At 59.2% G+C, this 26,385-nt stretch carries 24 protein-coding genes and 1 pseudogene; 18 read left to right on the top strand and 7 right to left on the bottom strand.

What is annotated here, in order from left to right; translation table 11 throughout:
* Nucleotides 1-55: 55 nt before the first annotated feature.
* Both I8J29_RS13010 and I8J29_RS13005 read left to right on the top strand, forming a co-directional pair.
* Nucleotides 56-271, top strand: coding sequence for a DUF948 domain-containing protein (locus I8J29_RS13010; protein WP_208848024.1), 216 nt, complete (start codon nucleotides 56-58; stop codon nucleotides 269-271).
* Between the two features lie 84 nt (nucleotides 272-355).
* A complete protein-coding gene (locus tag I8J29_RS13005) occupies nucleotides 356-907 on the top strand; it encodes a YdcF family protein (protein WP_208848023.1) in 552 nt (183 codons plus the stop codon).
* A 115-nt stretch (nucleotides 908-1,022) separates the two neighbouring features.
* Here the strand turns inward: I8J29_RS13005 and I8J29_RS13000 are convergent, their stop codons facing one another.
* Together I8J29_RS13000 and I8J29_RS12995 are read right to left on the bottom strand one after the other, a co-directional pair.
* On the bottom strand, nucleotides 1,023-1,820 hold the full coding sequence (locus tag I8J29_RS13000) for a class I SAM-dependent methyltransferase (RefSeq protein WP_208848022.1): 798 nt from the start codon (nucleotides 1,818-1,820) through the stop codon (nucleotides 1,023-1,025).
* Between the two features lie 88 nt (nucleotides 1,821-1,908).
* On the bottom strand, nucleotides 1,909-2,079 hold the full coding sequence (locus tag I8J29_RS12995; protein ID WP_208848021.1) for a hypothetical protein: 171 nt from the start codon (nucleotides 2,077-2,079) through the stop codon (nucleotides 1,909-1,911).
* Between the two features lie 103 nt (nucleotides 2,080-2,182).
* Here I8J29_RS12995 and I8J29_RS12990 point away from each other — a divergent pair, with 103 nt between their 5' ends.
* The 4 genes from I8J29_RS12990 (at nucleotide 2,183) to murA (ending at nucleotide 9,007) form a co-directional block, all read left to right on the top strand.
* The gene (locus I8J29_RS12990) at nucleotides 2,183-2,746 is read left to right on the top strand and encodes a hypothetical protein (protein WP_208848020.1); all 564 of its coding nucleotides are present in this window, start codon (nucleotides 2,183-2,185) and stop codon (nucleotides 2,744-2,746) included.
* A gap of 469 nt (nucleotides 2,747-3,215) precedes the next feature.
* A complete protein-coding gene (locus tag I8J29_RS12985; protein WP_240546143.1) occupies nucleotides 3,216-6,812 on the top strand; it encodes an endo-beta-N-acetylglucosaminidase in 3,597 nt (1,198 codons plus the stop codon).
* 192 nt (nucleotides 6,813-7,004) lie between these two features.
* A complete protein-coding gene (locus tag I8J29_RS12980; RefSeq protein ID WP_208848019.1) occupies nucleotides 7,005-7,718 on the top strand; it encodes an FHA domain-containing protein in 714 nt (237 codons plus the stop codon).
* On the top strand, nucleotides 7,715-9,007 hold the full coding sequence (gene murA, locus I8J29_RS12975; RefSeq protein ID WP_208848018.1) for a UDP-N-acetylglucosamine 1-carboxyvinyltransferase: 1,293 nt from the start codon (nucleotides 7,715-7,717) through the stop codon (nucleotides 9,005-9,007). Before I8J29_RS12980 ends, murA begins: the two co-directional genes overlap by 4 nt.
* A 207-nt stretch (nucleotides 9,008-9,214) precedes the next feature.
* Here the strand turns inward: murA and I8J29_RS12970 are convergent, their stop codons facing one another.
* Together I8J29_RS12970 and I8J29_RS12965 are read right to left on the bottom strand one after the other, a co-directional pair.
* Entirely contained in the window at nucleotides 9,215-9,961 is a 747-nt protein-coding gene (locus I8J29_RS12970; protein ID WP_208848017.1) for a hypothetical protein, read from the bottom strand.
* 149 nt (nucleotides 9,962-10,110) lie between these two features.
* Complete coding sequence (locus I8J29_RS12965; RefSeq protein WP_208848016.1) at nucleotides 10,111-10,350, bottom strand: hypothetical protein; 240 nt, start codon at nucleotides 10,348-10,350, stop codon at nucleotides 10,111-10,113.
* A 239-nt stretch (nucleotides 10,351-10,589) separates the two neighbouring features.
* Here I8J29_RS12965 and I8J29_RS12960 point away from each other — a divergent pair, with 239 nt between their 5' ends.
* The 3 genes from I8J29_RS12960 to I8J29_RS12950 all read left to right on the top strand — a co-directional run bounded on the left by I8J29_RS12960 (nucleotide 10,590) and on the right by I8J29_RS12950 (nucleotide 14,892).
* Entirely contained in the window at nucleotides 10,590-10,883 is a 294-nt protein-coding gene (locus I8J29_RS12960) for a hypothetical protein (protein WP_208848015.1), read from the top strand.
* 324 nt (nucleotides 10,884-11,207) lie between these two features.
* Entirely contained in the window at nucleotides 11,208-14,051 is a 2,844-nt protein-coding gene (locus I8J29_RS12955; protein WP_208848014.1) for an S-layer homology domain-containing protein, read from the top strand.
* Between the two features lie 160 nt (nucleotides 14,052-14,211).
* The gene (locus tag I8J29_RS12950; RefSeq protein WP_338113144.1) at nucleotides 14,212-14,892 is read left to right on the top strand and encodes a GDSL-type esterase/lipase family protein; all 681 of its coding nucleotides are present in this window, start codon (nucleotides 14,212-14,214) and stop codon (nucleotides 14,890-14,892) included.
* A gap of 163 nt (nucleotides 14,893-15,055) precedes the next feature.
* Here the strand turns inward: I8J29_RS12950 and I8J29_RS12945 are convergent, their stop codons facing one another.
* Both I8J29_RS12945 and I8J29_RS12940 read right to left on the bottom strand, forming a co-directional pair.
* Entirely contained in the window at nucleotides 15,056-15,889 is an 834-nt protein-coding gene (locus I8J29_RS12945; RefSeq protein ID WP_208848012.1) for a hypothetical protein, read from the bottom strand.
* A gap of 76 nt (nucleotides 15,890-15,965) precedes the next feature.
* Nucleotides 15,966-17,552 (bottom strand): RCC1 domain-containing protein, encoded by a 1,587-nt coding sequence (locus I8J29_RS12940; protein WP_208848011.1) that lies wholly within the window; start codon nucleotides 17,550-17,552, stop codon nucleotides 15,966-15,968.
* 265 nt (nucleotides 17,553-17,817) lie between these two features.
* On the opposite strand from I8J29_RS12940, the gene I8J29_RS12935 reads away from it, so the two are divergent.
* The 6 genes and pseudogenes from I8J29_RS12935 to I8J29_RS12910 all read left to right on the top strand — a co-directional run bounded on the left by I8J29_RS12935 (nucleotide 17,818) and on the right by I8J29_RS12910 (nucleotide 22,646).
* A complete protein-coding gene (locus tag I8J29_RS12935; RefSeq protein ID WP_240546142.1) occupies nucleotides 17,818-19,077 on the top strand; it encodes an MFS transporter in 1,260 nt (419 codons plus the stop codon).
* Nucleotides 19,074-20,027 carry a copper amine oxidase N-terminal domain-containing protein gene (locus tag I8J29_RS12930; RefSeq protein WP_208848010.1) on the top strand — a complete coding sequence of 318 codons (954 nt, stop codon included), beginning with the start codon at nucleotides 19,074-19,076 and terminating at the stop codon, nucleotides 20,025-20,027. The genes I8J29_RS12935 and I8J29_RS12930 overlap by 4 nt, the downstream gene beginning before the upstream one ends.
* Nucleotides 20,028-20,039: 12 nt before the next feature.
* On the top strand, nucleotides 20,040-20,228 hold the full coding sequence (locus I8J29_RS12925; protein ID WP_208848009.1) for a hypothetical protein: 189 nt from the start codon (nucleotides 20,040-20,042) through the stop codon (nucleotides 20,226-20,228).
* Between the two features lie 194 nt (nucleotides 20,229-20,422).
* A pseudogene (locus tag I8J29_RS12920) lies at nucleotides 20,423-21,067 on the top strand (pentapeptide repeat-containing protein); the annotation flags it as partial.
* Nucleotides 21,068-21,116: 49 nt separating this feature from the next.
* Nucleotides 21,117-21,878 carry an ABC transporter ATP-binding protein gene (locus I8J29_RS12915; protein ID WP_208848052.1) on the top strand — a complete coding sequence of 254 codons (762 nt, stop codon included), beginning with the start codon at nucleotides 21,117-21,119 and terminating at the stop codon, nucleotides 21,876-21,878.
* Complete coding sequence (locus I8J29_RS12910) at nucleotides 21,879-22,646, top strand: ABC transporter permease (protein WP_208848008.1); 768 nt, start codon at nucleotides 21,879-21,881, stop codon at nucleotides 22,644-22,646.
* A gap of 86 nt (nucleotides 22,647-22,732) precedes the next feature.
* Here I8J29_RS12910 and I8J29_RS12905 read toward each other — a convergent pair whose 3' ends face one another.
* Entirely contained in the window at nucleotides 22,733-23,683 is a 951-nt protein-coding gene (locus I8J29_RS12905; RefSeq protein WP_240546141.1) for an alpha/beta fold hydrolase, read from the bottom strand.
* Nucleotides 23,684-24,059: 376 nt separating this feature from the next.
* On the opposite strand from I8J29_RS12905, the gene trxB reads away from it, so the two are divergent.
* From trxB to I8J29_RS12890, 3 genes are all read left to right on the top strand, one after another.
* Nucleotides 24,060-24,986 (top strand): thioredoxin-disulfide reductase, encoded by a 927-nt coding sequence (gene trxB / locus I8J29_RS12900; RefSeq protein ID WP_420831121.1) that lies wholly within the window; start codon nucleotides 24,060-24,062, stop codon nucleotides 24,984-24,986.
* Between the two features lie 62 nt (nucleotides 24,987-25,048).
* Nucleotides 25,049-25,570 carry a thiol peroxidase gene (gene tpx / locus I8J29_RS12895; protein ID WP_208848006.1) on the top strand — a complete coding sequence of 174 codons (522 nt, stop codon included), beginning with the start codon at nucleotides 25,049-25,051 and terminating at the stop codon, nucleotides 25,568-25,570.
* 212 nt (nucleotides 25,571-25,782) lie between these two features.
* On the top strand, nucleotides 25,783-26,241 hold the full coding sequence (locus I8J29_RS12890; protein ID WP_208848005.1) for a MarR family winged helix-turn-helix transcriptional regulator: 459 nt from the start codon (nucleotides 25,783-25,785) through the stop codon (nucleotides 26,239-26,241).
* The last annotated feature ends 144 nt before the right edge of the window (nucleotides 26,242-26,385 follow it).

The raw sequence follows: 26,385 nt of genomic DNA, 5'->3' as shown, positions 1-26,385 counted from the left end.
CAAACCAATCGGACGTCCAATTCATAAAATGGATACCGTGGAGGGAGGGTTTTTTATGAATAAGATAGCCGGATTGATCGTGTTTGCGTTTACCTTTTTGACCGCGGCCCTTATAGTTACGCTGGCGCAATTGTCGCAGAATACAGACGAAATCGACGGATCCTATGGAGGGTTATGGGATCAAGTCCCGCCTATCGTTTATTTGCTCCTGTTCATCCCTCTGTTTATCGGCGCTTACTTGTTTAATAGACCCGACACCGACAAGTCATAATCGAGCAGAAGAACGAGCAAATGCGTGTCGTTGCCTTCAAGCAGAGCGCGCAGCTGATCGTTGGTTTGGAAAGGAGAGCCAGGCATGTCCTATCCGTTCGACTGTATCACGGAATTTATGTTTTTCGAAACGAAGCTCGAACCGGCGGATGTGATTCTGATTCCCGGAGCGGGTCAGCCTCGGCTGATGGAACGAGCGGCGGAGCTCTATCATCAGGGATTCGCGCCAACTATTCTGCCTTCCGGCGGCCCTTCCCGGAACGTGGAAACGACGGAATGGGCCTTCCTTCGCGAGATCGGCCTCGCGCTCGGCGTGCCCGATCATGCAATTCTTCGGGAAGACCGGGCGGCCAACACGTTCGAGAACGCAAGATTTTCCAAACAGGTGCTGCAGCAAAAGGGCGTCATTCCGAAAAAGGCCATTCTAGTATGCAAGTCTTATCACGCAAGAAGAGCGTTGCTCACGTATCAGGTCGACTTTAAAGAGACGATGTTCGATGTAAGCCCCATCACCGATAAGACCGGCATTACCAAAGAGAATTGGTTCCTGGACGACACGCGGATTGCGATCGTCATGAAGGAACTGACCAAGGTCGGCCAATATTTCGCGCATCATATTCCGAACTGGGTGGAATGAACGGACACGAAGGAGGAGGGCAGCCGATCGGAAGCGATGGGCTGCCCTTCACGTATGGGAGAAGCATGGCGGGTGCTGTCATGTGCTTCGCGAAGTTGGACGGCGGTACGGTTCCTTACGTGGCTTTCGCCCGGATGAGGTAGTAGAAGTTGGTGGATTTCACGCCCTTGCCGGTGGCATGCCGGCCGAACTGCCGTTGTATTTCCTCGAAGCAGGTTTCCCGGAGATAACCGGCAACACGTTCGTTTTGCCCGAAGCCGGCCAAGGTCAGAATGTCTTCCGCCGTTGGAATATGGACCGTTTCCCGCAAGAACCGGATCTCTAGCATCCGCAGACCGCTTGTTTGCAAATACGCTTGGATCGCTTGCAAGATCGGCGCGCCTTTCGCCGGAGGGGGGAATAGGCCCGGAAAATAAAGGCCCAGCTCTCCTCCTTCGCCGTCGCCGTCTCCGGGATGAATGGCCAAGACGTCCGCTCCCGGCTTCAGCACGCGGTTCGCTTCGACATACATGCTCCCCGGCCCTTTCTTCGTGTACGCGACGTCGAAATAGTTGTCCGCGAACGGCAGGCCGTCCTCGTGCGTATAGCCGCGCACGTAACGGACATTCGGTTGCCGGTGACGGACCGCGGTCGCGAGAAATCCCTCCGTCATGTCATAGCCGATGACCTCTTCGGCTTGTTCGGCCCAGCGGTTCGTGAATTCCCCGTGGCCGCATCCGACATCAAGGACATGGCCGCGGATAACCTTGGACAGCTCTTCCGTAAAGACCTCTTCCGCCGCGGTTCCGTCGACGGCGTAGGTCCAGGTATACGCGTACTTTCCGGTTTGCGCCGCAAGCTGGTCGCACCAAGCCCTCGACTGCGGCTTTACATACGCGGGATGTTGGCTAATATCCGGGTAAATGAAATCCACCTCCGATTAAGGATTGCCGGCCGGCCTTATTAAGGTATACAAAATTTCATCGGAAGTATAGACTTATAATAATTGGAAAGTTATACTATTATCGTAAGGAAGCCGGATAGGGCTTCTCTATTTCATTCCACCCAAAAACAGCGATGCCCAAGATGCCGAGAGGCGTCTTTTTTTGTGGCGTGAGCCGCTTGGAAGAAGAACGGAAGAAGAGCAGGAAGACATGGAAGAGCTGTTCCGGTCTAAAATCGAACAGGACCATGTTTAAACCACTTCGGACACCGTCCCCCCGCTGCAACACTTTCGGATAAATTCCGTCTAGATCATAGAACTGGAATTTTTCGCCACGCAAAGGGAGGATAGCGATGAAGAGAACAGTAGGGGTCTTCCTGACCGCTCTGCTCGCGTTCGGAACATGGACGGCGGTAAGGCCCGCAACGGTTCATGCCTGCTCCTGCGCAAGCGCCCCGAGCTTGGAAGCGCAGCTGAATCGAGACACCGCGGTATTCACGGGCAAAGTCGTGCGGTTGACCGCTCCCGCTAAGGGGATTTTTCAATCCTCGGCGGATCCCGTCCGCGTTCAATTCGAGGTGAAGACGGTATGGAAGGGGACGTTAAGCGCCCAAGCGACGGTCTATACCGCGCTCAGTTCGGCCAGCTGCGGCTATGACGACTTTCAAGTGAACGAAGACTATCTCGTCTTTGCGCACGGCAAACCGAACCGGCTCGAAACGGGGCTTTGCAACGGCAACAAGACGCTAGCCGCTGCGCAGCCTGACCTTCAAGCCTTGGGAGCCGGCTATGAACCCGTCCCGATGAAGGAACCCTTGTCGCACCGATCGGGCGCAGCCGTGATCGCTTCGGTCGGCGCGGGCGTGCTGATCGCGGTCCTCCTGCCGGCGATGCTCATGAGGCGCCGGCGCGGATGAGGCGCGTTCGGCCGAATGCCGGCTGAATTGAATTCGTAAGACATTTGTAAAGAAAATGCAATCCAATCTTTATCTCTTCTTAAGGCTGCTGGGCTATACTTGAACTCGACCCCCCTTTTGAAATATATTCTTTAGGCCCGCAGCCCGTTGCTGCGGGCCTCTTTTTTTGTTCGCGGGCAAGCGCGAATCCCGCCGAAGTTGTTTGTAAGATCTATCGTTTGTTGACTATTCAACCATGCGGGCTTGAAGTAAAATATGACCTGCACGCCCGTAATTGTTAAAGATTAGCAGTACGCGGAGAGGAGGGCTGCGCGGCAATCGTCGGCGGGCGGGATAACGCAGCGCAGGAAAGCGGCAGGATACGATGCAATGAAAGCGCTCTATTAGTCGTAACGATGAGAAAGGACGGATGAGATTGTATCTCCTACGAAGATTGTTCGCCTTGGCGGCCGTCATGGCGGCCTCCTGCATGATTTGGCAAGCGTCCGCGCACGCGGAGCAGCCGTATTCCTCGTACTGGTTTCCGAAGGACCTGCTGAACTGGTCCCCCGGGACGGACAAGGATGCCGCGTTCAACAAGTCGGGCATCCCCCTCGCAAGCCGGAATACGGGCTTTCAAGTGAATCCCAACGTGACGTTGAACCCCAAACTGGTAGCGCTTTCGTCGATGGCCGAGCATACGAGCGGAACGCCGTCGCAAGGCTCGGACCGGTTCGATACGTACGCGTTTCAATATTGGCAGTATCCCGACGTGCTCGTCGACTGGGCCGGCTCCTCGGGCGAGGGCATTATCGTGCCGCCAAGCGCCGACGCGACCGATGCCGCGCATAAGAACGGCGTTCCGATCCTCGGCACGATCTTCTATCCGCCGACCGCATACGGCGGGACGATCGATTGGGTGAACGACTCGCTGGCGCAAAATCCGGACGGCTCGTTCCCCTTCGCGGACAAGCTGATCGAGGTTGCGGATTATTACGGGTTCGACGGCTGGTTCATCAATCAGGAGACGGCCGGCGGGAATTCGGCGACCGCGGCGAAGATGCAGCAAATGCTGAAGTATCTGCAAGCGAAGAAGCCCGCAAGCATGAAGATCATGTGGTACGACGCGATGGTCAGCAGCGGCTCGGTGTCGTGGCAGGGCGCGCTCAACGCCTCGAACAAAATGTTCTTCCAGGATAACGGAACCGTGTCCGACAGCATGTTCCTCGACTTCAGGTGGAGCGGGAGCACCCTGAGCGCTTCCAACGCGACGGCGGCGAGCCTGGGCCGAAATCCGTACGACTTGTACGCCGGCATCGACGTAGAGGCGAACGGCTATAATTCCGCGCCTCGCTGGAGCTCCATCTTCCCGTCCGGCGGCCAGGCGGTAACGTCGTTAGGCCTGTACCGTCCCGATTGGGCGTACAAATCGTCGACCGGGCAGGCGGACTTCTATGCGAGAGAGAACCGGTTCTGGGTCGGACCGAACGGCGATCCGCGGCGCACGGCGCCGGGAACGTCCTGGCCGGGCATCGCGAATTACATCGCGGACAAGACGCCGGTGACGAGCCTGCCGTTCGTGACGAATTTCAATGCGGGGCAGGGGCATCAATTCGCCGTGAACGGCGAGGTGCTGCGCAGCGCCGACTGGAACAACCGCAGCCTGCAGGACGTCATGCCGACGTGGCGCTGGATCGCGGACAGCGCGGGCACGGCGCTGAAGCCGGACATCGATTTCGCGACCGCCTATTACGGCGGAAGCTCCTTGAAGGTCTCGGGCGACCTCGGCCCGGCGAACGCCACGCAGATCAAGCTGTACAAGACCGATCTGCCGGTAGGGGCCGACACGAAGCTGGGCCTGACGTTCAAACTGGCGGATCCGAGCCTTGCCGCTTCGCATATGAAGGTCGGCCTCGCATTCGCGGACGATCCGAACGCGTTCGTCTACCTCGATGCGGGTGATGCTCCCGGCGGCGCGTGGACCTCGAAGTCGATCCCGCTCGGCGCTTATGCCGGCAAACGGATCGCCGCCATCGGACTGAGCTTCGCGAGCGACACGGCGATCAACGGCTACGCCGTCAACATCGGACGGCTGTCCGTAACCGACGAAGCCGGGCAGCCGGCGCCGGCTCTTCAGCCGAGCGCGCCCGCGATGGAGAACGAATTTACCGGAGGCGTTACCGCGGACGCCCGGCTGACCTGGACCAAGCCGGCCCCGGCTGCCGCGCTGTACGAGGTATACCGGCTGAAGCCGGACGGGACGCGCGAGTTCCTCGGCGCCACGCCGAACGACGCGTATTACGTGTCCCAAATCAAGCGGATCGGCAAAGAAGCGCAAACGACGCTGCAAATCGTCGGCGTCGACAGCGATTTCAGGCACGGCGAGCCGGCAGTCGTCACGCTGAACTGGCCGGCCTATCCGAAGCCGGCGGCGGATTTCTCCGTCAGCCAGCGGTATGCCGCTCCGGGACAGCCGATCGACTTGATCGACGAATCGTCGGATACGACCGAAGCGGTCAGCTGGGACGTGCCGGGCGGCCGGGTCGATAACAGCTCGGGACACCCGGTCGTCACCTACGATCAGGAGGGCACGTACACGATTACGCTGACCGCCGCGAACAGCTCGGGCGAAGACGCGCACACGGAGCAAGTCCACGTGACGTGGGCGGTCTCGGGCGGCCAGTCCAATCTCGCGCTGAACAAGACGGCGACCGCCAGCTCGACCTGCGCGTCGGCCGAAGCCGCGAAGTACGCGTTTGACGGGAATCTGAAAACGAAATGGTGCGCCAATGCCGGCAGCGGGCCGCACTGGGTCGTGAACGACTTGGGCGCCAATTACGCGATCACGGATTTCGCGCTCTCGCATGCCGAGCTTGGCGGCGAAGCGGTCAGCATGAATACGTACGATTACAAGATCCAGCTCAGCGACGACAAAGCGACCTGGCGGGACGTCGTCGACATCCGCGGGAATACGAAGGGGCGGACCGAGCATACGATCGACCTGTCGGAAGCCCGGTATGTCCGGCTGTGGGTGACGAAGCCGGCCAGCACGACGGACAACGCGGCCCGGATCTACGAATTCGAGATCGACGGGTATGCGGTCAATCCCGCGTTCCTAAGCCTCAACCAGGCGGCGACTGCCGAGAACGTGCTCCATCTGCTCGGTTCGCCCGCGGCGCCGGGCCTCCATCTGGACCTGTCGAAGTGGAATCTGCTGAGCGGCGACGGGAAGCTCTTCGTAGCCCAGGCAATTGCGAGCGGCAAGCCGGCAGGCGGGTATTTCAGCAGCGCCGCGATTCAGCAGGCGATCGATCAAGCGGTAGCGGGTCTGGATAAGACGGCCCCCGTCACGACGCTGACCGCGCTGCCTTCCGAGCCGGACGGACAGAACGGCTGGTACGTCCATCCGGTCGAGCTGCGGCTGACGGCATCGGACGAGCTGTCCGGCGTCGCCTCGACGGCATACAGCGTCGACGGCGGAGCGAGCTGGCTGACGTATTCCGGACCGATCACGCTCGGCGAAGACGCGGCGGCCCGCATCCTGTACCGCTCGACGGATGCCGCGGGCAACGTCGAGACGGCACGAGAAAGCCTCATTCGTCTGGACGCGACGGCGCCGGCGATAACCGCTTCGGTGCATGACGGCGACGCGTTCACGGATGACCAAATCATCATGCCGCAGATTGCCGTAACCGATACGGGTTCCGGCGCGGATGCGGACAACGCGATCGTCACGCTCGACGGCGTACGGCTTCAGCCGGGGGCGGCGGTGGACCTGAGCGGATTGACGCTCGGCACTCACGTCCTGGCCGTGGAGGCTAGCGACCGCGCGGGGAATGCCGGTACCTTGACGGTTCGGTTCCGGACGACGGCAAGCCTCGATTCCCTGCATGCTCTGGTCGAGCGATTCAGAGCGAACGGGGCGATCGACAACGGCGGCATCGCGAACAGCCTGCTTAAGAAGCTGGAGCATGGAAGCTTAGACAGCTTCGTGAACGAAGTCGGCGCGCAGCGCGGGAAGCATATTTCCGAGGAAGCGGCGGCATGCCTGCTGCGGGATGCGGCTTTCCTCGCCCAGCAGCAGTAAGGAAAGGCATACCGTCAACAGGGAACCGGCCCATCGCCGGTTCCCTTTTTTTGCTTGCGCGGGTGATGACGGGTTATTACCGAACCGTAAGCGTGCCGTCAGCGCCGAGAGGTTTTAATTGCGCGCCGTTTCCGGTACCATAAGGATGGAGTCGCACCCTGCAGCTCGCAAACCCGAACGGAGGTGACGAATGTGGACAATTACGCTTACCTGTACATCATCAGCGGCGAGCCTTACCACCGCGGCACGTGCGTGAACCTGACGGCCGATTCGACGCTCATCGGCAGAATCGCGCATCAGTCGGCGCCGGACCTTGCCTTTACGAACGCGTATATTTCCCGTCAACACGTGATCATCCGCAGGGAGCGGGACAAGGCGCTGCTCTACGACCTCGGCAGCCGTCACGGAACGGAGCTGAACGGCGTGCGGATTACGCCGCACAAGCCGTATCTGCTGCACAACTTCGACCGCATTCAGCTGTCCAAAGGGCTGGTCGTCCTTCACTTCTCGTATTCGTTCGCCGAGCAAACCTTGGATATCGAAGCGCCAAGCATCGCCTCGCAGCCGGACGAGACGGAGGCGAGGCTGATCATTCACTGGGACAAGCGGGAATGCATCGTGGAAGGCAAGCGGATTCCGATGTCGGAGAAAGAATATTTGTTCCTTCGGGCCCTCCATGAGCACCCGAATCAGCTGGTGCCGCTGAACGAAATCAAAGCCAGCGTGTGGCCGGAACGCCCGCCGGGAGAGGAAGGCGTCCCCGATGTCACGCTCGACGAATTAAATGCGTTGGTCTATCGCGTGCGCAAAAAATACGGAAAAGACACCTTGCTCATTAACGCAGTCCGCGGAAGCGGGTATATCCTCGAGACTGAATCGAAAACGAGAGTGGGAATTACGTCATGAAATACATCCAAGTCGACTACTCGGGTCCGTTGAACGGCACCGTGCGCATCCCCGGCTCGAAAAACAGCTCGCTCGCGCTGCTTGCCGCCGCTTGTCTGGCGGACGACATCGTCACGCTGAACGGCATTCCCCGGATTGAGGATATTCGCATGATTACGGCGATCAGCCAGGATATCGGCCTGTCCATGGAACAGAACGGCGGACAAGTCGTCCTGGATCCCCGCTGGATTCACAGCGCCGTCATCGACCCGAGCAAAGCGGCCGGTTTCCGGGCCTCTTATTACTTCGCCGGCGCGCTGCTCTCCAAATTCGGCAGCGTCACGATCGGCTTTCCGGGCGGGGACGATTTCGTCTCCAGGCCGATCGACCAGCATTTCAAAGCCTTCCAAGCGCTTGGCGCCGAGGTCAAGCTCTTCGACGATCATTTCGTCGTCGAGGCCGCCGAATTGAAGGGGGCGGACATTTATTTCGACACCATTACTTCCGGTGCCACCATTAACGCGATGCTTGCGGCGGTCCGGGCAAACGGGCGGACGGTGCTTCGCAACGCCGCGGTAGATCCGGAGGTCGTCGATACGGCCGTCCTGCTGAACCGGCTGGGCGCGCGGATCTACGGGGCAGGCACGCCGCAGATTCGCATCGAAGGCGTCCCTTATCTGCAGGGCGGCACGCATGCCGTCATTCCCGACCGCCTGATCGCGGGGGCGTTCTTAATGGCCGCGGGCATTCACGGGGGACAAGTGACCGTCCAGGACGTGATCCCCGAGCATCTGGACGCCTGCTTGTCCAAGCTCGAGGAGATCGGCATGCACATCGAACGCGGCGAGCAGCACGTCACGGCACTCGGGACGGGTTCGCTGAGGGCCACGCGGGTTCGGACGGGCATGTACCCGAACTTCGCGACCGATTTGCAGCAGCCCATGACCGCGCTTCTGCTGCAGGCCAGGGGCAAGAGCATCATTACCGACCGCGTCTTCCCGAAGCGCTTCGCCCATGTGCCCCAGTTAAGGCGGCTCGGCGCGCAGATCGAGTTACGACGCGAGAGTGCCTTCATTCGCGGCGGAGTTCCTCTGCAGGGCGGCTGGGTGCATGCGTCCGACGTGCGTGCCGGCATCAGCCTGGTGCTGGCCGGGTTGGCGGCGGAGGGAAGCACGTATATTACGGGCGTCGAGCATGTCGAGCGCGGGTATGAGGACGCGATCGCGAACTTCCGGGACATCGGCGCTTCGCTCTCGATGCGGGAGCTGGATGCCTGCGGCATGGCCGATCGGATGTCGATGCGTACATAACCTCGTTCCTAGATGGATGAATGGCCAATAAGCCGAGTAAGGCGAAGCCGCAGAGCATGCGGCTTTTTTTGTCATGGGGAAAGGGGCGCGGCGGTTGCGGATTGGGAAGGCGAGCCTTTAAGGGGGAGCGTCGTTTGAAGCGGATGCCGGCCACCGCCTAATAATTGAAGGGGAGTGATGGAGCAGGGGCCCGGCCCCTTGCCCGCGTCAAGGCTCCCGCCTCGGGCCGTACGCCATGGTCCAGATTGGCACCTGGCCGCCGGGGTTGTTCACGTCGTACACGTTGCCCGTCCACGGCGTGCCGCAGATGTGCAGATAGGCGTACGGCGTGCCGTCGAACATCACCCAGGCGCCGGCATCGCGGACCGTCGCGGGCAATCCGCTCCGCTTGGCGCCGAACGGCCAAATGATCATCCAATGCGGGCCGATCGGGATGGCCGGGCTCGTGCGATCGAACGGATCGGTGTTGCTGTGCTGCGTGGCGCCGCAGAGCATATAGATGAGGCCCGGGGCCGTATTCGTGGGCCGCGGTTTCCTGGCCATGATGTCCATCGTCCATTGCAGGCCCATGCGGTCGGCGCACATCGGGGGATTGCCGATCTGATTCTCGTCGCCGGGGAAGCAAGTCCATTCGTTGGTGCCGTGACGGAGGATGATCAGGCTGCCGCCCGGTCCAAATTCGGCTACGGTCGCGTCTTTAGTGATGGAATGCGGGCCGGATCTCATTGCCCGGGCAATTTTGATGCCGAGAATTTCTTCCTGCTTCGACGGGGGCACGGGCTGTCCGGGCGGCATCATCGCGATCGCGCTGTTGCTGAACGATCCGGAGGACCCTTTCCTATTTGAGGTTTCGGGTGCGGAACGAAGCGCAGCATGCTTCGCTGCGTCAGCTGCCGGGAGCGCGGCGGAGGTGCCTTTGCGTCCGCGGGGCTCCGATGATTTTCGCTTTGCCATGTCGTCTTCCTCCTCGAAGAAAGCGTTAAGTACCCGCGAAAGGCCGTGAAAAGTTCACTCCTTAGCGTATGCCGTTCGCTTATTTCCTAAGACAGTGAAGCGGGTTGGGCTTAGATCGTTTCAGTCAAAAGATGGTCTGCCGCGCAGCGCTACCCCACGCCATCGCGTTCCAACAAGTCATAAAAGTGATCGCGGTCGTCGTTGTCGAACTTGCCGAGCGTGCGAACCCGGACGAATTCATGTCCCCCGTGCATGTCCAGCTCCTCGCCATGTTCGTTATAGAGCGCGATCATCGCGCCGTCCCGGTCCAGCTCCATGTATCCGTAACAAGGGGCTTCCGGGGCTTCGCCGTGAATAAGCGCAAACCGGATTTTGTCCACGCGGTTCATGTAATCTCTCCTTCGCGCTGTAGCGTCAACCTCATGACAATCGTACGCGAAACGGAGCGATTTGAAAAAAGCGATATCGGGCGCATTGCGCGGGAATTCATGCTTCGTTTGAAAGCAGGGGGGGGACGCCCGACAGGTCGTACTTTCGCGCATAATTGCTTGACGGGATGCGATTCGGGGATTATGATAGCGTGCCGGTTAACCCAACATCCGTTAACGAAGTCTTGGAGGTGCTGCAGGTGGAAGAATGCAAGAATCGGTTCTACGTCATGACGGCGAAGATTCCCGAAGCAGGCGCGGCGAAATTCAATGAATACGAGAGTCTGGTGCTCCCCCTGCTTCGCGACCACGGCGCGAAATTAGAAAAAAGACTCCAGAGCCCCGATCGTCTTACCGAGGTGCATATCCTCTGGTTCCCATCGCCCCAGTCGTTCGAGGATTATCGGAATGATCCGAGACGCAGCCGGCATGCCCATTTGCTTAGCGAATCCGGCGCGGTAATTGAACTGAGCCTCATGACCGCCTTGGCATAGGGCGATCGAAGCAAGTCAAAGTCGAACGAGCGAATCGAGGAGGCTGCCATGTCAACGCATGGGCTCGGATTCGGCATCCAACCGAAGCGGACGTCAAACGGATGCGGCGGTATCAAGAAGCTTATTTCAAGCTCGTCCAATAGCATCGCCGCAAGGACCTTAATGGCCGCGTGGAAGCGGGCATTAAGGCCTTTTTGCATGCAAGCGGCTCTGTTTTTTGCTCGATATGGGGTTGGCGGCAGTCCGAATCTAGCAGAATATGCTATACTACCTAGTGGTTAATCTAAGTCTATCTTCCTACATCTTCCGCAGAGGGGCAGCAAAATGAACGAACAACGCAACAGAGCTATGAGAGGTTTGACCGTCCTTATCGTCTTTACGATGCTATTGACCGGTTTCGGCGGGCTGGCTTCTGCCGGCGCAGGAAGCGGGACCGCGGCCGAGGCGGCAAGCTGGGTGTCGAATTTTGATTTCTCTGGCGGCAACGCCAAGACGTTTACGGTCGGGGACGAAGCCGGGCACTCCGCTGCGATTACATTGGATCGCAGTTTCGCGGATATGCAAGACCTGGTCGGGTTGCTGAACGAACAGCTCGCGGGAACCGATATCGTGGCCGTCTATACGACGTCCGACAGCTTCAGCCTTCTCTCCGGCGTCGTCGGCAAATCCAGCTTGATCACCGTCTCGGGGCCGAACGCCGGAGAATTCTTCGGGCGCACCGACTATCGCGGCACGGCGACCGATGCCGAGAGCGTAGCGGATACGCAGGCGGCGCTGACGCCGTTCTTCAATACGGACGAGAGCATCGGCTGGGTGCTGTCCGACATGACGCTGCCGACGACGGATATCATCAACGGGACGGATATCTCCTGGTTCTCGGATACGCCGGACGTGATTTCCGACACGGGGCACGTAGTCCGGCAGACGAACGACACGGTCGTCACGCTGACGGCAACGATTTCCAAAGGCGATGCGGTACCGGTCACGAATGACTTCGCGATCACGGTCATCGGAACCGCGCCGCGCAATGTGTTGACCGACGAAGAGAGCGTCGCGAACACGAAAGCCGGGTTGACGCCGTTTTACGGCGCGGACGAGACGCAAGCCTACGTCTTGAGCAGCGTAACGCTGCCGCTCGAGGACGTGATTACCGGTACCGCCATCGCGTGGAGTACCGACAATGCGGACGTCGTGACCGATACCGGCCTAGTGACGAGGCAATCGGCAACGAAGAACGTCACGTTGACCGCCGTCATCGCCAAAAACGGCGCATCCGATACGGCGACGTTCGTGCTGTCCGTGATCGGGTATGACGCGGAATGGATCAACTGGGAGAAGCCGGCCATCAACCCGACCTACGCGAGCGGCGATTCCGAATCCGCCGTCACCCAGGATCTGCAGCTGCCGGCTTCCGTGAACGGCGTCGCGATCAGCTGGACGTCCGCAAACGCGGCGGTTGTGGAGGCCGACGGTACGGTGCATCAGCCGAACTTCGCGGACGGCCCGGCCGATGTTGTCCTGACGGCTACGCTGACCAGGGGGGACGCCGTAGATACCAAAGCGTTCGATCTGCAGGTGCTCACGAAGCCCGAGACGGACGCCGAAGCCGTCGCCTACGACAAAGCCCATCTCCCGGTCGAATACGCGGACGGAGATTCGGACGGCAGCGTCACGAGCGACGTGGCACTGGGTACGGCGGGCGCGCACGGTTCGGATGTGGCCTGGTCTTCCGGCAATCCGGCCGTCGTCTCCAATACGGGCGTCGTGCATCGACCTCTCGGCAGCGATGAGACCGTCACGTTAACCGTAACGGTCGCTAAGGGCGACGAAGAGAGCGAAACCACGCTCACGCTGACCGTGAAGGGTACGCCTTATCCGGTTGTAGGCACAACGCCGCCCGCGTCAACGCCATCCGCGGATCTGACGCATGCGACCGAAGCTCTGCTTGGCGCGCAGGCCGCGAACGCCGTTGTGGCCGCCGTGCAGACCAAGACGAACGGCGCCGGCGACACCGTTGTGAGCGTGAACCAAACGGAGCTGCTGAGCCGCATTGATCAGGGCGATGTGCAAACCGTCGTCGTCCTGCTGGCCGAGTCGAAAGGCAAGGCCGTCATAACGCTGACGCCGGGCTTGCTGACGGCGCTGCTTGCCAAGCACGAGGACGCGAGGGTCGTGTTCCAAAGCCAAGGCGTAACGTATGAACTGCCGGCGGCACTGGCGAACGAAGCCGCCGTGATGCAGGCGTTAGGACTGTCGGAGACGGACGCGAAGCATGCCGAGCTTCAGGTCGCGATACAGCTGGCGCCTGCGGATTCGGCAAGCCGGCAGGCAGCGGGCGTCGGCGGCACGCCGGCCGCTCCCGTCGCCAGCTTCTCGCTTGCCGTCGTGACGCCCGATCGTACCTATGCGCTCAATGATTTCCAAGGGACCTACATCAACCGTTCCTTTGAACTGACCGCGTCCGTGGATCCGTCCAAGGCCGTTGGCGTGGTGCTGCAGGCGGACGGCTCGGTGACGCCGGTTCCGACGACGTTTGCGGTCGTGGGCGGTACGTCCGTTGCCGTCATCAAGGCGGATCATAATTCGGCTTACACCGTCATCGGGCATACGAGCGCGCTCTCCGACATCGGCGGCTCGTGGGCCAAGGGCAAGATCGCGGTGCTGGCCAACAAGCTGATTCTTACCGGGTATGCCGACGGCTCGTTCAAGCCGAACGGCGCGGTGACGCGGGCGGAATTCGCCCAAATGATCGCCAGGGGCTTGGGTCTCCATACCGGCTCGGGCCGCGCGGCGTTCACGGATGTGAGCGCGGATGCTTGGTACGCGGGCGTGCTTGAAGCCATGGCTTTCCGCGGGTTCATCGACGGTTATGCGGACGGCAGCTTCAAGCCGAACCGGGAGATCTCCCGCCAAGAAGAAGCCGTCATTCTCGGCCGGGTGCTGGCGTATCTCCACGATGGGACGACGCCTGGCGAGGCGGCTTTGGACGCGTTCCATGACCGCGACGCGATTGCCGGGTACGCCAAATCCGCGGTGGCTTCGCTGGCGCAATTGAAGATCATGAACGGCGACGCCGCGGGCAATTTGAACCCGCAGGCATCCGCGACTCGCGCGGAGACCGCCGCACTGATTTACAATCTCTTGCTTCACGTAGGTTTTCTGAACTAAACGACATCGTTAACCGCGGCGGCCGGCATACGGGCCGAGGGCTGTGACAGGGAAGCGCAAGCGACCTGTTGCAGCCTTTTTTTGCTTGAGCTGCTATGGCGGGGAAGAAGGAGAAGGCATGCGGACGCAACCTTTTGGCAGGCAAGCCGTCTAATTGGGGGTGGTAGGATTTAACAAAGAAACCGAATCATCCATAATAGGAGTGATCGCTATGAACCCATCCAAGCTGAAGGAATACCGCATGCTGAACAGGCACGCCAAACAAGGGCAGATCTTATTCGTAGGCTCTTCGCTGATGGAAGGATTTCCGATTCATGAAATGCAGCTGTCGTGGAATCTCGGACTTGACCGCGTCATCTATAATCGGGGCATTGGCGGCACGACGACCGCGGACCTGCTGCAATCGATGGACGCCTGTATCTTTGATTTGGCACCGAGCAAGCTCTTCATCAATATCGGCTCGAATGATATCGGGGCCGAGGGGTACAGCAAGGAGGCGCTGCTTATGAATTACGCGTCCATTATGGATCAGTTGCAAGCGCGGCTGCCGCTGTGCGAAGTCTTCGTGATGGCTTACTATCCGGTTAATGCGGGAGCGGACTTCGGAATGGAGGAATCCGAGAAAGCAGCGATGTTTGCCACCCGAACGAACGCCAACCTGCTGGAGGCGAATGCCGCGATCGAACAGGCGGCCAAGCAGCATGGCTTTACCTTTATTAACGCGAACGAAGGCTTAACGGACGGAGAAGGAAATTTGAAGCCTGAATTCACCGTGGAGGGCATCCATTTATGGCCCAACGCCTATAGGGTTATTTTGGAAAATTTGAAGAAGTATTTGTGAGCTGTCCGCTTGGGACGGGGCATCGGGCGGATCGGAGCTCGACCCGAGTGTAATTGTGTTCGGGCTACTTGTTTTTGCGGGAATTCAAAAAGCCTCAAGATCCCGGCGTACACGGGATCTTGAGGCTTGTTCTTTGTCCTTCTTTCAGTGGCTTGCCTCCGCTTTAGAAGCGAATCGCGTACAACGATCCTCCGTCAAGCCGGTACCAGGCGCCATACCGGTACGGATTCTCTCCCTGACCGCCGAAGACATGTTCCCGGTAGTGCAGCTCTCCCGGACCCTTGAACGTATACAACAGCTTGCCCGCTTGGGCGGAATACAGGTATGTGGTGTCTTTAAACGCGTACGCCACGGTCCCGTCCGGCCCCAACTCCTTAATGGTGAGCGGGACGCCGGTCAACTGCCACCATTTCGGGGCGGTATACGCCAGTTGGGTCACGCCTTCCGGCGACCGGACTTTCAAGGTCCAGCGCTCCGATGCTTTGTTGTATTCCTTGTAGGCAATCCATCCGTTATTGATCTGGTACGAGGTTCTCGGGTCCGTCTTATAATAGTCCTCGTTCAAGACCGGGTTCAAGGTGATCGGGGTAACCTGGCCATCCGCGCCGCGAACTTGGAGCGACCATTTCGGATAGCCTTCGGACATGGTATACGCGGCGTAGAGGATGTTTTTGCCGTCCGTCAAAGGCCCATTGTAGTTGTTCGGATATTCGGGCGCGGTCGGATAATACGTCGTGGCCGTATCGTCGGCGAGGTGGCGGCGAATACCGGTATTAAACTCATATACGACCGTTCCGTCAGCCGACAGATCGAAGAAGTTCCGATTATTAAAATTCGCGTTCAGCAAGGAACGGGACTTTCCCGTCTTTACGTTCACCGCGGTGTTGCCAAATACCGCGAAGTTTCCTTTTACGTCGTAGGGGCTCCCCCGTTCCCAGCTGCGTTGAACCGAGCCGTCCTTCCAATACATCGCGGTGCCGTCGGATAAGGAATACACCACGCCTTCCGTCGTTAGATTCCCGGAGCGAAGGGCGCGAACGGATCCGTTGGCATCGTAGACCTTGACTTGGCTTTTAGCCGGCGCGGTTGTACAACCAGAGCGTTTTATCGCCGTTTTCTTTCCAAATGATCCGGTCCTGGTCAAAGTCCAGAATGGTTCCGTTCATCCGATAAAGCAGCGTTTCCGCTTCGGGTACCGGTAGATCGGCAGCCGTCGTAACCGCCTCTGCTTGTCTCACGCTTTGGTTGCCGTCGGCATCGACGGCGACCAGCGCAAAGTCGTAGGACGTACTCGGCGACAGCCCCTGCACGTCATAATGGGTCGCATCAGGATTCAAGGCGGTCAGCCGCGTCTGATCTTGATACACCCAATACTGCTCGACTCCGGTATCATCCGTGGCCGGCCGCCAATTCAACCGTACGCTGGCAGCGGTTACATCGGTAACCGTCAGCACGTCGTATTCCGGCCACTGCGGCGCTTCGGGATTCGCGGCTGGTACGGGCGTATTGCGGGTTATCGTCGTACCGTCGCCGAGCTGGCCGTACGCGTTATTTCCCCAGGCCCAAACGGTCCTGTCGCGCTTAACCGCCACGCTGTGCGAGCCATCGGTCGTCCCGACGGAAGACACCGAATCAAGCCCGGCTACCTGCACGGGGGAGGAACGATTAATCGTGCTGCCATCGCCGAGTTGGCCGGAATAATTATTTCCCCAGGCCCAAACGGTGCCATCGCTCGTCACCGCCAACGAATGCGAAGAGCCTGCGGCGATCGCGGTCACCGATTCGAGCGCGGTCACTTGAACGGGCGTGGAACGGGTCGTCGTGCTGCCATCGCCGAGTTGGCCGGAACTATTCCATCCCCAGGCCCAGACGGTGCCGTCGCTCTTCAGCGCCAAGTTATGGAGCTGTCCCGCCGCAATGGCGATCACCGAATCGAGCCCAGGGATTTGAACGGGCGCAGCCCGGTAGGGGGTTTCGTAGGGTCCGTCGTAGATGATCGAGCCGCCGGGCACCCCGTTTTGGCCGGATTCATTGCTCCCCCACGCCCAAACGGTGCCGTCGCTCTTCAGCGCCAAGCTGTGGAGCTGCCCCGCCGCGACGGCGACCACCGAATCAAGACCTTGTACTTGAACGGGCACGGCGCGGTCCGTCCGGCTTCCATCGCCCAGTTGACCGTGGACGTTCCACCCCCACGCCCAAACGGTGCCATCGCTTTTCGCTGCCAAATTATGAACTTGACCCGTAGCTATAGCGGCCACGCGGCTAAGATTGGCGACCTGAACGGGGGAAACGCTGTTCGTGCCGTCATACCAATTCCGACCCCATGTCCAGACGCTGCCATCGCTTTTCAGGGCCAAACTATGCGAATCGCCCGCCGCGACGCCGGACACCGAATCAAGCCCCTGTACTTGAACCGGCGTATAATGAGGGTCTGTCGAACTTCCGTCGATGCTGGCGTATTCATTGCTTCCCCACACCCACACCGTTCCATCCGGTTTAAGCGCGAGCGTATGCTGCACGCCTCCCGTAACGAGCGCGACCTCCAAATTCGAACGCTCTGCTGCCGCTTCGGAACCGGATGCCGCAGCCGCCGCCTGAAAAGGCAGAAGCAGCGTCAAGATCAGAAATCCGCAAATCAAAAGCACAAACCGTCGTCTCATCCTATTTCCCTCCTATGGGTCCTTTTCTCTAAATTTACCATAATCAGGTAATATTGATAGTCCTCCAACGATCCATATTCCATGCCCTCGGCTCGGAGCACCGGGCTTTATTTCGTAATCCTTATCCATTGCCGCACCGAATTCGGTATAATTAGCTTATCTTAGGAGTGAAATGGGAGAGCTGCCCGATCGGCTGCTTCCGCCGGATTAACGAGGAGGCTCGTCTCGCAAGATTACGACATGAACGATTAAGGGGGCCAACCGGTTGGCTTCGGCATTATTTCCGCGTTTGAAGGGCAACAGCAGGGGCTGTCTTGCGTTTGAACCGCTGTTCTTGATTCCTTATAGTATGTTCGCCACCTATGCCACGATCTACATGCATGAATTCGGGCTTAGCGGGACGGCGATCGGATGGGTGACGACGCTGACGCTGGCCGTGCAGGTGTTCTCTTCGCTGATCAGCGGCTACCTGACCGACCGGATGGGGCGCAAGGCCGCGCTGCTTGCGTTCGACCTGATCAGCTGGTCGATCGGAACGCTGCTGTGGGCGGCGTCGCAGAACATCTGGTTTTTCGTTGCCGCCGCCTTTATCAACGGCTTTCAGCGCGTTCCCCATACCGCGTTCTATTGTCTGCTCGTGGAGGATACGGAACCGAGGGAGCGGACATACGTCTTTACGCTGCTGCAGGTGATCGGCGTCGTTGGCGGCCTCTTCGCTCCGCTGGGCGGGCTCATCGTCAGCCATTACGGTGTCGTATCCGGCGGCCGGATGATGTATGTCCTCGCATTCGTCTGCATGACCGCTCAATTTCTGGGACGGCACTTCATGACGCGCGAGACGGAAATCGGCTTGAGGAAGAAGCGGGAGGTGCGCGAGCTGGGCATCCGCGCAACCCTGCGGGACTACGCCGCGACCATGCGGGCCGTGCTAACCGACCGAAGCCTGCTGCTCATGTTCGGCGTCTACATGCTGTTCAACTTCCAAATGACCATGAAGGGGACCTACCTCTCCTTGTATCTGGCGGACGGGCTTGGCGTGGAGGAGGGATTCATTTCTTTCGTGCCGGCCGTCTCCTCCGTCGTCATGCTGCTCGTGCTCTGGCTCGTGATGCCGCGAATATCGGAGCGGCTGACGCCTCGTACGATGCTGTGGGGCTTCATCCTGTCGGCCGTCGCCAACGGCGTGCTTGCCTTAACGCCGGCAGGCGCCGCGGGGTGGATCATCGCAAGCACGGTATTAGCCGCCGGGGCGACGATGATCACGGCCCCTTACCTGGAAGCGGCGGTCGCGAATGCGATCGACGACGAGCGCCGGGCGAAAATGTTCGCGATCTTATCCGTCCTCGTCCTCCTCGTCGTCTCCCCGTCCGGCATTATCGGCGGCGCGGCCTATTCGATCGATCCGGCGCTGCCCATGTGGCTGACGGCGGGCGCATTCGTGCTTAGCATCCCTTTGCTTATCGCGGGAGGGAGAAGAAGGACGGCTCCAAAAGACGGAGCGATAGGAGTTGGAGAATCATCATGAAGAAAATGCTTGTCGTCGTCGCCGCGGCCGCCGGCTTGCTAGCGGCTTCCGCCACTTCCCATGCGGCTGCCCCTTCGAAAATCGTCGTTGGCGGTAAGCCGGTTCAACTAGTCGATCCGCTTGTCGTAGATAAGGGGCGCATCTTGGTTCCGCTGCGCGCGCTGGCGGATTCGCTCGGCGCTTCGACGACCTGGAACCAAGCCGCCAAGACGGCAACCGTTCGCAAATGGTCGGAGACGTCGACGTTAATACCGGGCAAAAATACCGCGTACTCCGTGAAGGCGAATCAGACCCATAAAGTCACGCTCGATGCTTCCGTGAAGCTCGTGCATAATCGGGTGTATGTTCCGCTGCGCTTCCTTGCGCGGTTGTATGGCTATCGGGTAGCGGCAAGCGGGGATACCGCATTCGTGAACTCGCCGCTTACCGCGAGCGAGCAAGATACGCTCTATAAGGGAGAGCTGGCGAAAGCGCGGCAATTCGCGATGGACAAGGGGTCGAAGAATGCTCATTATGCCATTAAGCCCATCCCTTACTCGCACGAACGGGAAGGCTTCGAAACGGCGTATTTCTTTCCGATCGGCGAAGCGAATCGCTTCTTCCTCATCACGGATGATACCGTGTCGTTCTATGAAGTGAAGGACGACTTTTTCGTCGTCACGTGGCAGGCGCGCATCCCCGTTGGACAGAAAGATACGGATCAGCTGTTCATGGACGGCAAAGTGACGGATGCCGCGGGAATCAAACCCGAGATCAAGCGGGAATTTTTCTTTTATCGAACCAGCGGCTTGGTGACGAGTACGAACATAACGGCCGGGAAAATCGATCCTGATGGGAAGACGGCGGTTACGGGCGTCAAACGAATCGTCGGCGATGAAGTCAAAGAAGCGTCAGGCTCCTTGGCTTTAGCGCTGCCGGGCGAGGTAAGGGCGGAGGCAACGAAAGAATGAGCGTCGGCTATCGTGATGGCAACGGAATACGATCGGCAGCGCGTCAATCCACGATTCGTCAAACGCACGGGATACGAAACAACCAAACGGCAGCCGATCGCGAATCGGCTGCCGTTTGACGTTGAAAGCCAGGAAAGCTGCCCAGAACCGCGCGCCGCGCGGTTTTTTTTTGTTGGGGAGGAACCGATTATCATCGATTGAGTATTATAATAAAAAAAGTACCTTGACAGTCACAGTAGTATGGCTTATTATGCAGATATGAAGGTGATCGATACGAGCGAGAACAACCTCGCATCCGCCCTGCCGGAGCCCGCAGCCAACGCAATTGAAAGAATGCGAAACGCGTGTTGAAAAATTAATTTTTAGAGGAGCGATTTAAGATGAAAAACGCAAAATTGGAGCGGAACGTCCTGACGAACTTTAACGGAAGCAACCTGGCGGAAAGCGACTTTGCCGGCGTGACGGCGCATAAGGGACAGTTCAAAGGAAGCGCGCTGCGCGGCACCGACTTCTCGGGCGCGGATCTGACCGGCAGCTCGTTCAAGAGCAGCGACGTCCGCGGCGCGAATTTCGACGGCGCGAACCTGACGGACTGCGTCCTGTCCACGCTGGACCTGGCGAATGCCAGCTTCCGCAAAACGATCCTGGTCCGCACCAATTTCACCAAGTCGGCACTGGACGGCGCCAAATTCACGGGCGTACGGCTGACCGACGCGACATTAGCGATGACCGATCTTCGGAAGACGGCGTTTGAAGGGTGCACGTTCGACGGGGCGGACTTCAAGCACGCCGATCTGAGCGGTCAGCGTTTCGACGGGCAGACGTTTATCGGCGTAAAGTTCGACAACGCGGCCTTAACCGGAACTTCGTTTAAGGGCGCCACCTTGAACAACGTATCGTTCAAGCCGGGGTTCGCGCTCACGAACAAGTACTACCGGATGATCAAAACCATCCGCTTCGACGGCGCGGCGATGGATAAACTCACCTATGCGCTGCTCAAGGGCATGGGAGCCGATCTGACGAACGTCACGATTCTATAAGGGAGGGATTCCGATGCAAACCATGCAAGCCATGAAAACCGGGCAAGCGATGCAAACCAAGAGCATTCAAGTCAAAGGATTGCAAAAGTCCTACAAGGAGCTGCAGGTGCTGAAGGGCGTCGATTTCGAGGTGGAGAAGGGGAGCATCTTCGCGCTCCTCGGCTCCAACGGGGCGGGCAAGACGACGGTGGTCAAAATCCTCGCCACGCTGCTGAAGCCGGACGGCGGGACCGCCGCCGTCAATGGATTCGATGTCGCGGCCAAACCCGACCGCGTGCGGCAGGCGATCAGCCTCACCGGGCAGTTCGCCGCCGTGGACGAAATCTTGACCGGACGCGAAAACCTGGTCATGATCGCCAAGCTGCGGTATCTCAAGAACCCTCGCCAGGTGGCCGACGACGTATTAAACCGATTCGGCCTGACGGAAGCGGCCGACCGCCGGGTGTCCACGTACTCGGGCGGCATGCGCCGCCGGCTCGACATCGCCTTGAGCCTGGTCGGCAATCCGCCGATCATCTTCCTCGACGAACCGACGACGGGACTCGATCCCGAGGCGCGCATCGAGGTATGGAAGATCGTCAAGGAGCTCGCGAACGGCGGGACGACGGTCCTCTTGACCACGCAGTATCTGGAGGAAGCCGAGCAGCTGGCCGACCGGATCGCCATCCTGCACGAAGGCCGCATTATCGCGAACGGCACGCTCGCGGAATTGAAGAAGCTGTTCCCGTCCGCGCAAGCGGAATACGTGGAAAAACAGCCGACCCTCGAGGAGATCTTCCTCGCCATCGTCGGCAAGAAGGAGGGCAAGTAAATGGAGGCTGCTAAGAAGCATTTTTTCACCGATATCGGCGTCATGCTGGGACGTTCCATGCGCCATGTGTTCCGCAGCATGGACACCATCATCACGGTGACGATCATGCCGATCGCGTTCATGCTGCTGTTCGTCTATGTGTTCGGAGGCGCCATTCAAGCCGGAACGGACAACTACGTGAATTACCTGCTGCCCGGGATCCTGCTCATGGCGATCGCCAGCGGAGTCGCCTATACGTCGTACCGGCTGTTCACCGATGTGCAGCGGGGCATACTGGAGCGGTTTCAGACCATGCCGATCTCGCGTTCCTCCTTGCTTTGGGGCCACGTGCTGACCTCGCTGGTGTCCAACGCCATCTCGCTCGTCGTCATCATTATCGCCGCCTTGATCATGGGTTTTCGTTCATCCGCCGGCGTGCTGCCTTGGCTGGCCGTCGCCGGAATCCTCGCGCTGTTTACGCTGGCTTTAACCTGGGTCGCGGCAATCGCCGGACTCTCGGCCAAGACGGTCGACGGCGCGAGCGCCTTCTCCTACCCGATCATCTTCCTGCCCTTCATCAGCTCGGCGTTCGTGCCGACCGAGTCGATGCCGACCGTCGTCCGCGCCTTCGCCGAGCATCAGCCGGTGACCTCGATCGTCAACGCCATCCGGGCGCTTTTGGCGGGACAGCCGGCGGGGAACGACATCTGGCTCGCGCTGGCGTGGTGCATCGGAATCCTGCTGCTGGCCTATCTGTTCGCCATGCGGGCGTTCAAGAAGCGGGTCTAACGTGCAAGCAATCAAGAACAAGGTGCCTACGTAAACGATGAAAAACCCGCCGGGCGCCCGGCGGGTTTTTTGAGGGGGAATCGCGTTTACGGGTTCACGAACTTGACGATTTCCTCGTTGAATTTCGCTTTCTCTTCATAGAAGAGGCCGTGGCCGCTGTTTTGGAACGGAACGAGCGTCGAGTTGCGAATGCCTTTGTGCAGCTGCTCCGCGATGGCGAACGGCACCGCCTTGTCGTGCACGCCGTGCAGAATAAGCGTCGGCACGCCGATCGTTTTCAGCCCGGCGCGCAGATCCGTCGCCGCGACCGATTGAATGCTTTCGATCGTCGCGCGGGCATCCGAGGACTGGCCCATCTGATCGAACCAGGCGCGGAACGCCGGGCTCGGCTGCTTGTAGAAGAAGTCGTCGCCGAAGCTCTTCAGCATGTTCGGACGGTCCGCTTTCAGGTTGGTCACGATGTTGTCGATATCCTTCTGCGTGATGCCGTACGGATAACCGTCGCGCTGGCTCCAGCTCGGGGAAGCGGCTCCGAACAGCATCAGCTTGGACACCGCGTGTCCTTTATGCCGGATCATGTAGTTGGTTGCCACCGTGCCGCCCATCGAGAATCCGGCCAGCGTCACGTCCTTCAATTCCAGCTTGTCGATGACCTGGCGGACGTCGTCCGCGAAGGTATCCATATCGTAGCCGTCGTAAGGGCGGTCGGACTTGCCGAAGCCGCGCAGGTCGATGCCGATGAAGCGAATCCCTTGCTTAGGCAGCTCGGTCTCCTGATATTCGTACATCTCGTGATTGGCCGGCCAGCCGTGGATGAAGACGACCGGCTTGCCTTCGCCCACGTCCTCGACGTACAGCTTCACGTTGTTGCCGACCGTTATGTAGTGGCCGCTGCCCGTGTTCACGACGCCGGCCGTATAATGCTGCGCTTCCGCGACCGGCGATTTCGCGAGGCTCGCTCCGATGCCCGTTCCCGTACCGATCAGCGCGAGGGCCAGCGACAGCGTCATAACCTTTTTGCTTGTAACCTTTTTCATCATGTATTCCTCCTCAGAATGGCGGGTTTCGCGAACCGCCCGTACTCGCCCTCGTTACCTTGGCCAGTTGTGGCTTGCTCGCATCCCTATAATAATTTGTGCACAAATAGTTTGTCAACAAATTAATTGAAAAATTTTGCTTCGCCGATCGCTATAATGAAGCGTTAAAATACGCGGATTTCGCCTCGTTTGGGCTTCCGGATGATCTCTTCCATATAGGCGTTTAAAATCGGATCGGCAGAAAGGCCGGCTCACGAACGATATCTGTTTGTTTAAAATTAATTTGTTGACAAACTAATACCCGGTGGATATGATTGGTTCATAAAGTTTGTGAGCGAATGATTAGCGGACAAACGAATAAGAGGAGGCATTCATGATGCATCATCAGGCGGTTATTATCGGAACGGGTCCGGCGGGATTAACGGCGGCGATCTACTTGGCGCGGGCGAACCTGTCCCCGCTCATTATCGAAGGGTCGCAGCCGGGCGGACAGCTGACGACGACGACGGAAGTCGAGAACTTCCCCGGATTTCCGGAGGGGATCACGGGGCCGGAGCTGATGGAGAATATGCGGAAGCAAGCCGAACGGTTCGGCGCGCGCATTCAAACCGGCTACGTGACCCGCGTGGATGTATCGAGGCGTCCGTTCACGCTGTACGTGGAAGGCGGCGCCGAAATCACGGCGGACGCGGTCATCCTGTCGACCGGCGCTTCCGCGAAAATGGTCGGCATCCCGGGAGAAGCGGAAAACATCGGCCAAGGCGTCAGCACGTGCGCGACCTGCGACGGATTCTTCTTCCGCAACAAGAAGATCATCGTCATCGGCGGCGGCGACACCGCGATGGAGGAAGCGCAGTTTCTGACGCGGTTCGCTTCCGAGGTCCGCCTCGTGCACCGCAGGGAGGAGCTTCGGGCTTCCCAGATCATGCAGGACCGCGCGCGCCGGAACGAGAAGATCGCGTGGAGCCTGAACGCGACCCCGCTGGAAGTGCTGTCCGGCGACAAAGGGGTGACCGCGCTCAAAGTGCGCAACAACGCGACGGGAGAGGACGAGGTGCTGGAAGCCGACGGGATCTTCCTCGCGATCGGTCATCGTCCGAACACCGGGTTCTTGGGCGGGCAGATACGCACCGACGAGCAAGGCTACGTGGACGTCGTTCCGGGTACGTCCCGCACGAACGTGCCCGGCGTATTCGCCTGCGGGGACGTCATGGACCCCGTCTACCGTCAGGCGATCACGTCGGCGGGCAGCGGCTGCAAAGCGGCGCTGGATTGCGAAAGCTTCTTGTTCGAACAGCAGTAACAGCAGTAGTTTGCATTCACGCGTCACCTCAAACCAAATCAACTAAAACGGAGGAATTTCTCATGACACAAGAACGTACGGGCAAAGCAACGGTAGGCGGGCAACCGATCACGCTGGTAGGTCCGGAATTGAAAGTCGGGGACAAGGCGCCCGCCTTCACCATCAACAAAGATCTCATGACCGAAGCAAGCCTCTCCGATTACGCGGGCCGGATCAAGCTCATTTCCGTCGTGCCTTCGCTGGATACCGACGTATGCGACGCGCAAACGCGGCGCTTCAATCAAGAGGCGTCGAAGCTGGGCGACAGCGTGGTCGTCTTGACGATCTCGGTCGACCTGCCGTTCGCGCAGAGCCGGTTTTGCGCGACCGCCGGCATCGAACGCGTCGTCACGTTGTCGGATTACAAACATCGGGCCTTCGGCGAGGCGTACGGCGTGCTGATCAAAGAACTGCAGCTGGACCAACGGGCGATCTTCATCGTCGACGCCGACGATACCGTCCGCTACGTCGAATATTTGAGCGAGCTGTCGGAGCATCCGAATTACGACGCCGCGCTTGCGGCCTTGCGCGGGCTCGCGGAGTAAGCGATCGCGGTCCGTCTCCGTCTCCGGAGCGGGACCGAACGGGACATGAAGGAGACGGAAACCCCTTGATCCGATTCGATCAAGGGGCTTTATCTTTGTTTTTTGCCCGATTTCCGGCTTCCGGCTTCGCGATGCATTGTGTTTTTGGATAAGGGATTGTAAGATGAAGGGCGATGGACATGCGGCCGTTCACGTTGGAGGAGGGATGAGCGATGAAAGACGATAACCAAGGACCTCATATACCGTTGGAAGCTCATTTGTGTTTTTCGATGTATGCTTGCTCGCGCGCGATATTCCGAATGTACCGGCCGCTGCTGGACGATTTGGACTTAACATACCCGCAATACCTGGTTTTGCTTGCCTTATGGGAGCACGAGACGATGTCGGTCAAGGAGATCAGCGAACAATTGGTCTTGGACTCCGGCACGCTGACGCCGATGCTGAAACGCATGGAAGCCGCGGGACTTATCCGGCGGGAGCGTTCGAAGGAAGACGAGCGGGTCCTGCATATCCGGATAACCGACAAGGGGATCTCGCTCAAAGAACAGTCGACGTGCGTACCGATGTCTCTGCTCGAAGCGAGCGGGATGACCGAGGCGGAAATCGGCGTGCTGAACGGGGCGATCCGGAAGCTGCTCCATAAGGTGAACGAAAAATCGGCAGAAAAATAAGCAGATAAATAAGCTCAACGAGACGCGGGAGATCCTCCGGCGTCTCTTTTTATGTTCCGTATAGGCACGCTTCTAAGGATGCTAAGGCTTCTAGGACTCCATGCTTAGATCGCGATCCGGGATTCAGGCGGGCGCATAGGGCCG

The organism is Paenibacillus artemisiicola, from assembly GCF_017652985.1.
GTDB lineage: Bacteria > Bacillota > Bacilli > Paenibacillales > Paenibacillaceae > Paenibacillus_Z > Paenibacillus_Z artemisiicola.
Note: the sequence above shows the minus strand (reverse complement) of the source record. Positions and strands in the feature narration are given on the sequence as shown.

Coding starts and splice junctions, on each gene's coding strand:
- I8J29_RS13010 (WP_208848024.1), top strand. CDS start 56: ATGAATAAGATAGCCGGATTGATCGTGTTTGCGTTTACCTTTTTGACC.
- I8J29_RS13005 (WP_208848023.1), top strand. CDS start 356: ATGTCCTATCCGTTCGACTGTATCACGGAATTTATGTTTTTCGAAACG.
- I8J29_RS12995 (WP_208848021.1), bottom strand. CDS start 2,079: ATGGTCCTGTTCGATTTTAGACCGGAACAGCTCTTCCATGTCTTCCTG.
- I8J29_RS12990 (WP_208848020.1), top strand. CDS start 2,183: ATGAAGAGAACAGTAGGGGTCTTCCTGACCGCTCTGCTCGCGTTCGGA.
- I8J29_RS12985 (WP_240546143.1), top strand. CDS start 3,216: ATGATTTGGCAAGCGTCCGCGCACGCGGAGCAGCCGTATTCCTCGTAC.
- murA (WP_208848018.1), top strand. CDS start 7,715: ATGAAATACATCCAAGTCGACTACTCGGGTCCGTTGAACGGCACCGTG.
- I8J29_RS12970 (WP_208848017.1), bottom strand. CDS start 9,961: ATGGCAAAGCGAAAATCATCGGAGCCCCGCGGACGCAAAGGCACCTCC.
- I8J29_RS12965 (WP_208848016.1), bottom strand. CDS start 10,350: ATGAACCGCGTGGACAAAATCCGGTTTGCGCTTATTCACGGCGAAGCC.
- I8J29_RS12955 (WP_208848014.1), top strand. CDS start 11,208: ATGAACGAACAACGCAACAGAGCTATGAGAGGTTTGACCGTCCTTATC.
- I8J29_RS12940 (WP_208848011.1), bottom strand. CDS start 17,552: ATGAGACGACGGTTTGTGCTTTTGATTTGCGGATTTCTGATCTTGACG.
- I8J29_RS12930 (WP_208848010.1), top strand. CDS start 19,074: ATGAAGAAAATGCTTGTCGTCGTCGCCGCGGCCGCCGGCTTGCTAGCG.
- I8J29_RS12915 (WP_208848052.1), top strand. CDS start 21,117: ATGCAAACCAAGAGCATTCAAGTCAAAGGATTGCAAAAGTCCTACAAG.
- I8J29_RS12910 (WP_208848008.1), top strand. CDS start 21,879: ATGGAGGCTGCTAAGAAGCATTTTTTCACCGATATCGGCGTCATGCTG.
- I8J29_RS12905 (WP_240546141.1), bottom strand. CDS start 23,683: ATGAAAAAGGTTACAAGCAAAAAGGTTATGACGCTGTCGCTGGCCCTC.
- trxB (WP_420831121.1), top strand. CDS start 24,060: ATGCATCATCAGGCGGTTATTATCGGAACGGGTCCGGCGGGATTAACG.
- tpx (WP_208848006.1), top strand. CDS start 25,049: ATGACACAAGAACGTACGGGCAAAGCAACGGTAGGCGGGCAACCGATC.
- I8J29_RS12890 (WP_208848005.1), top strand. CDS start 25,783: ATGAAAGACGATAACCAAGGACCTCATATACCGTTGGAAGCTCATTTG.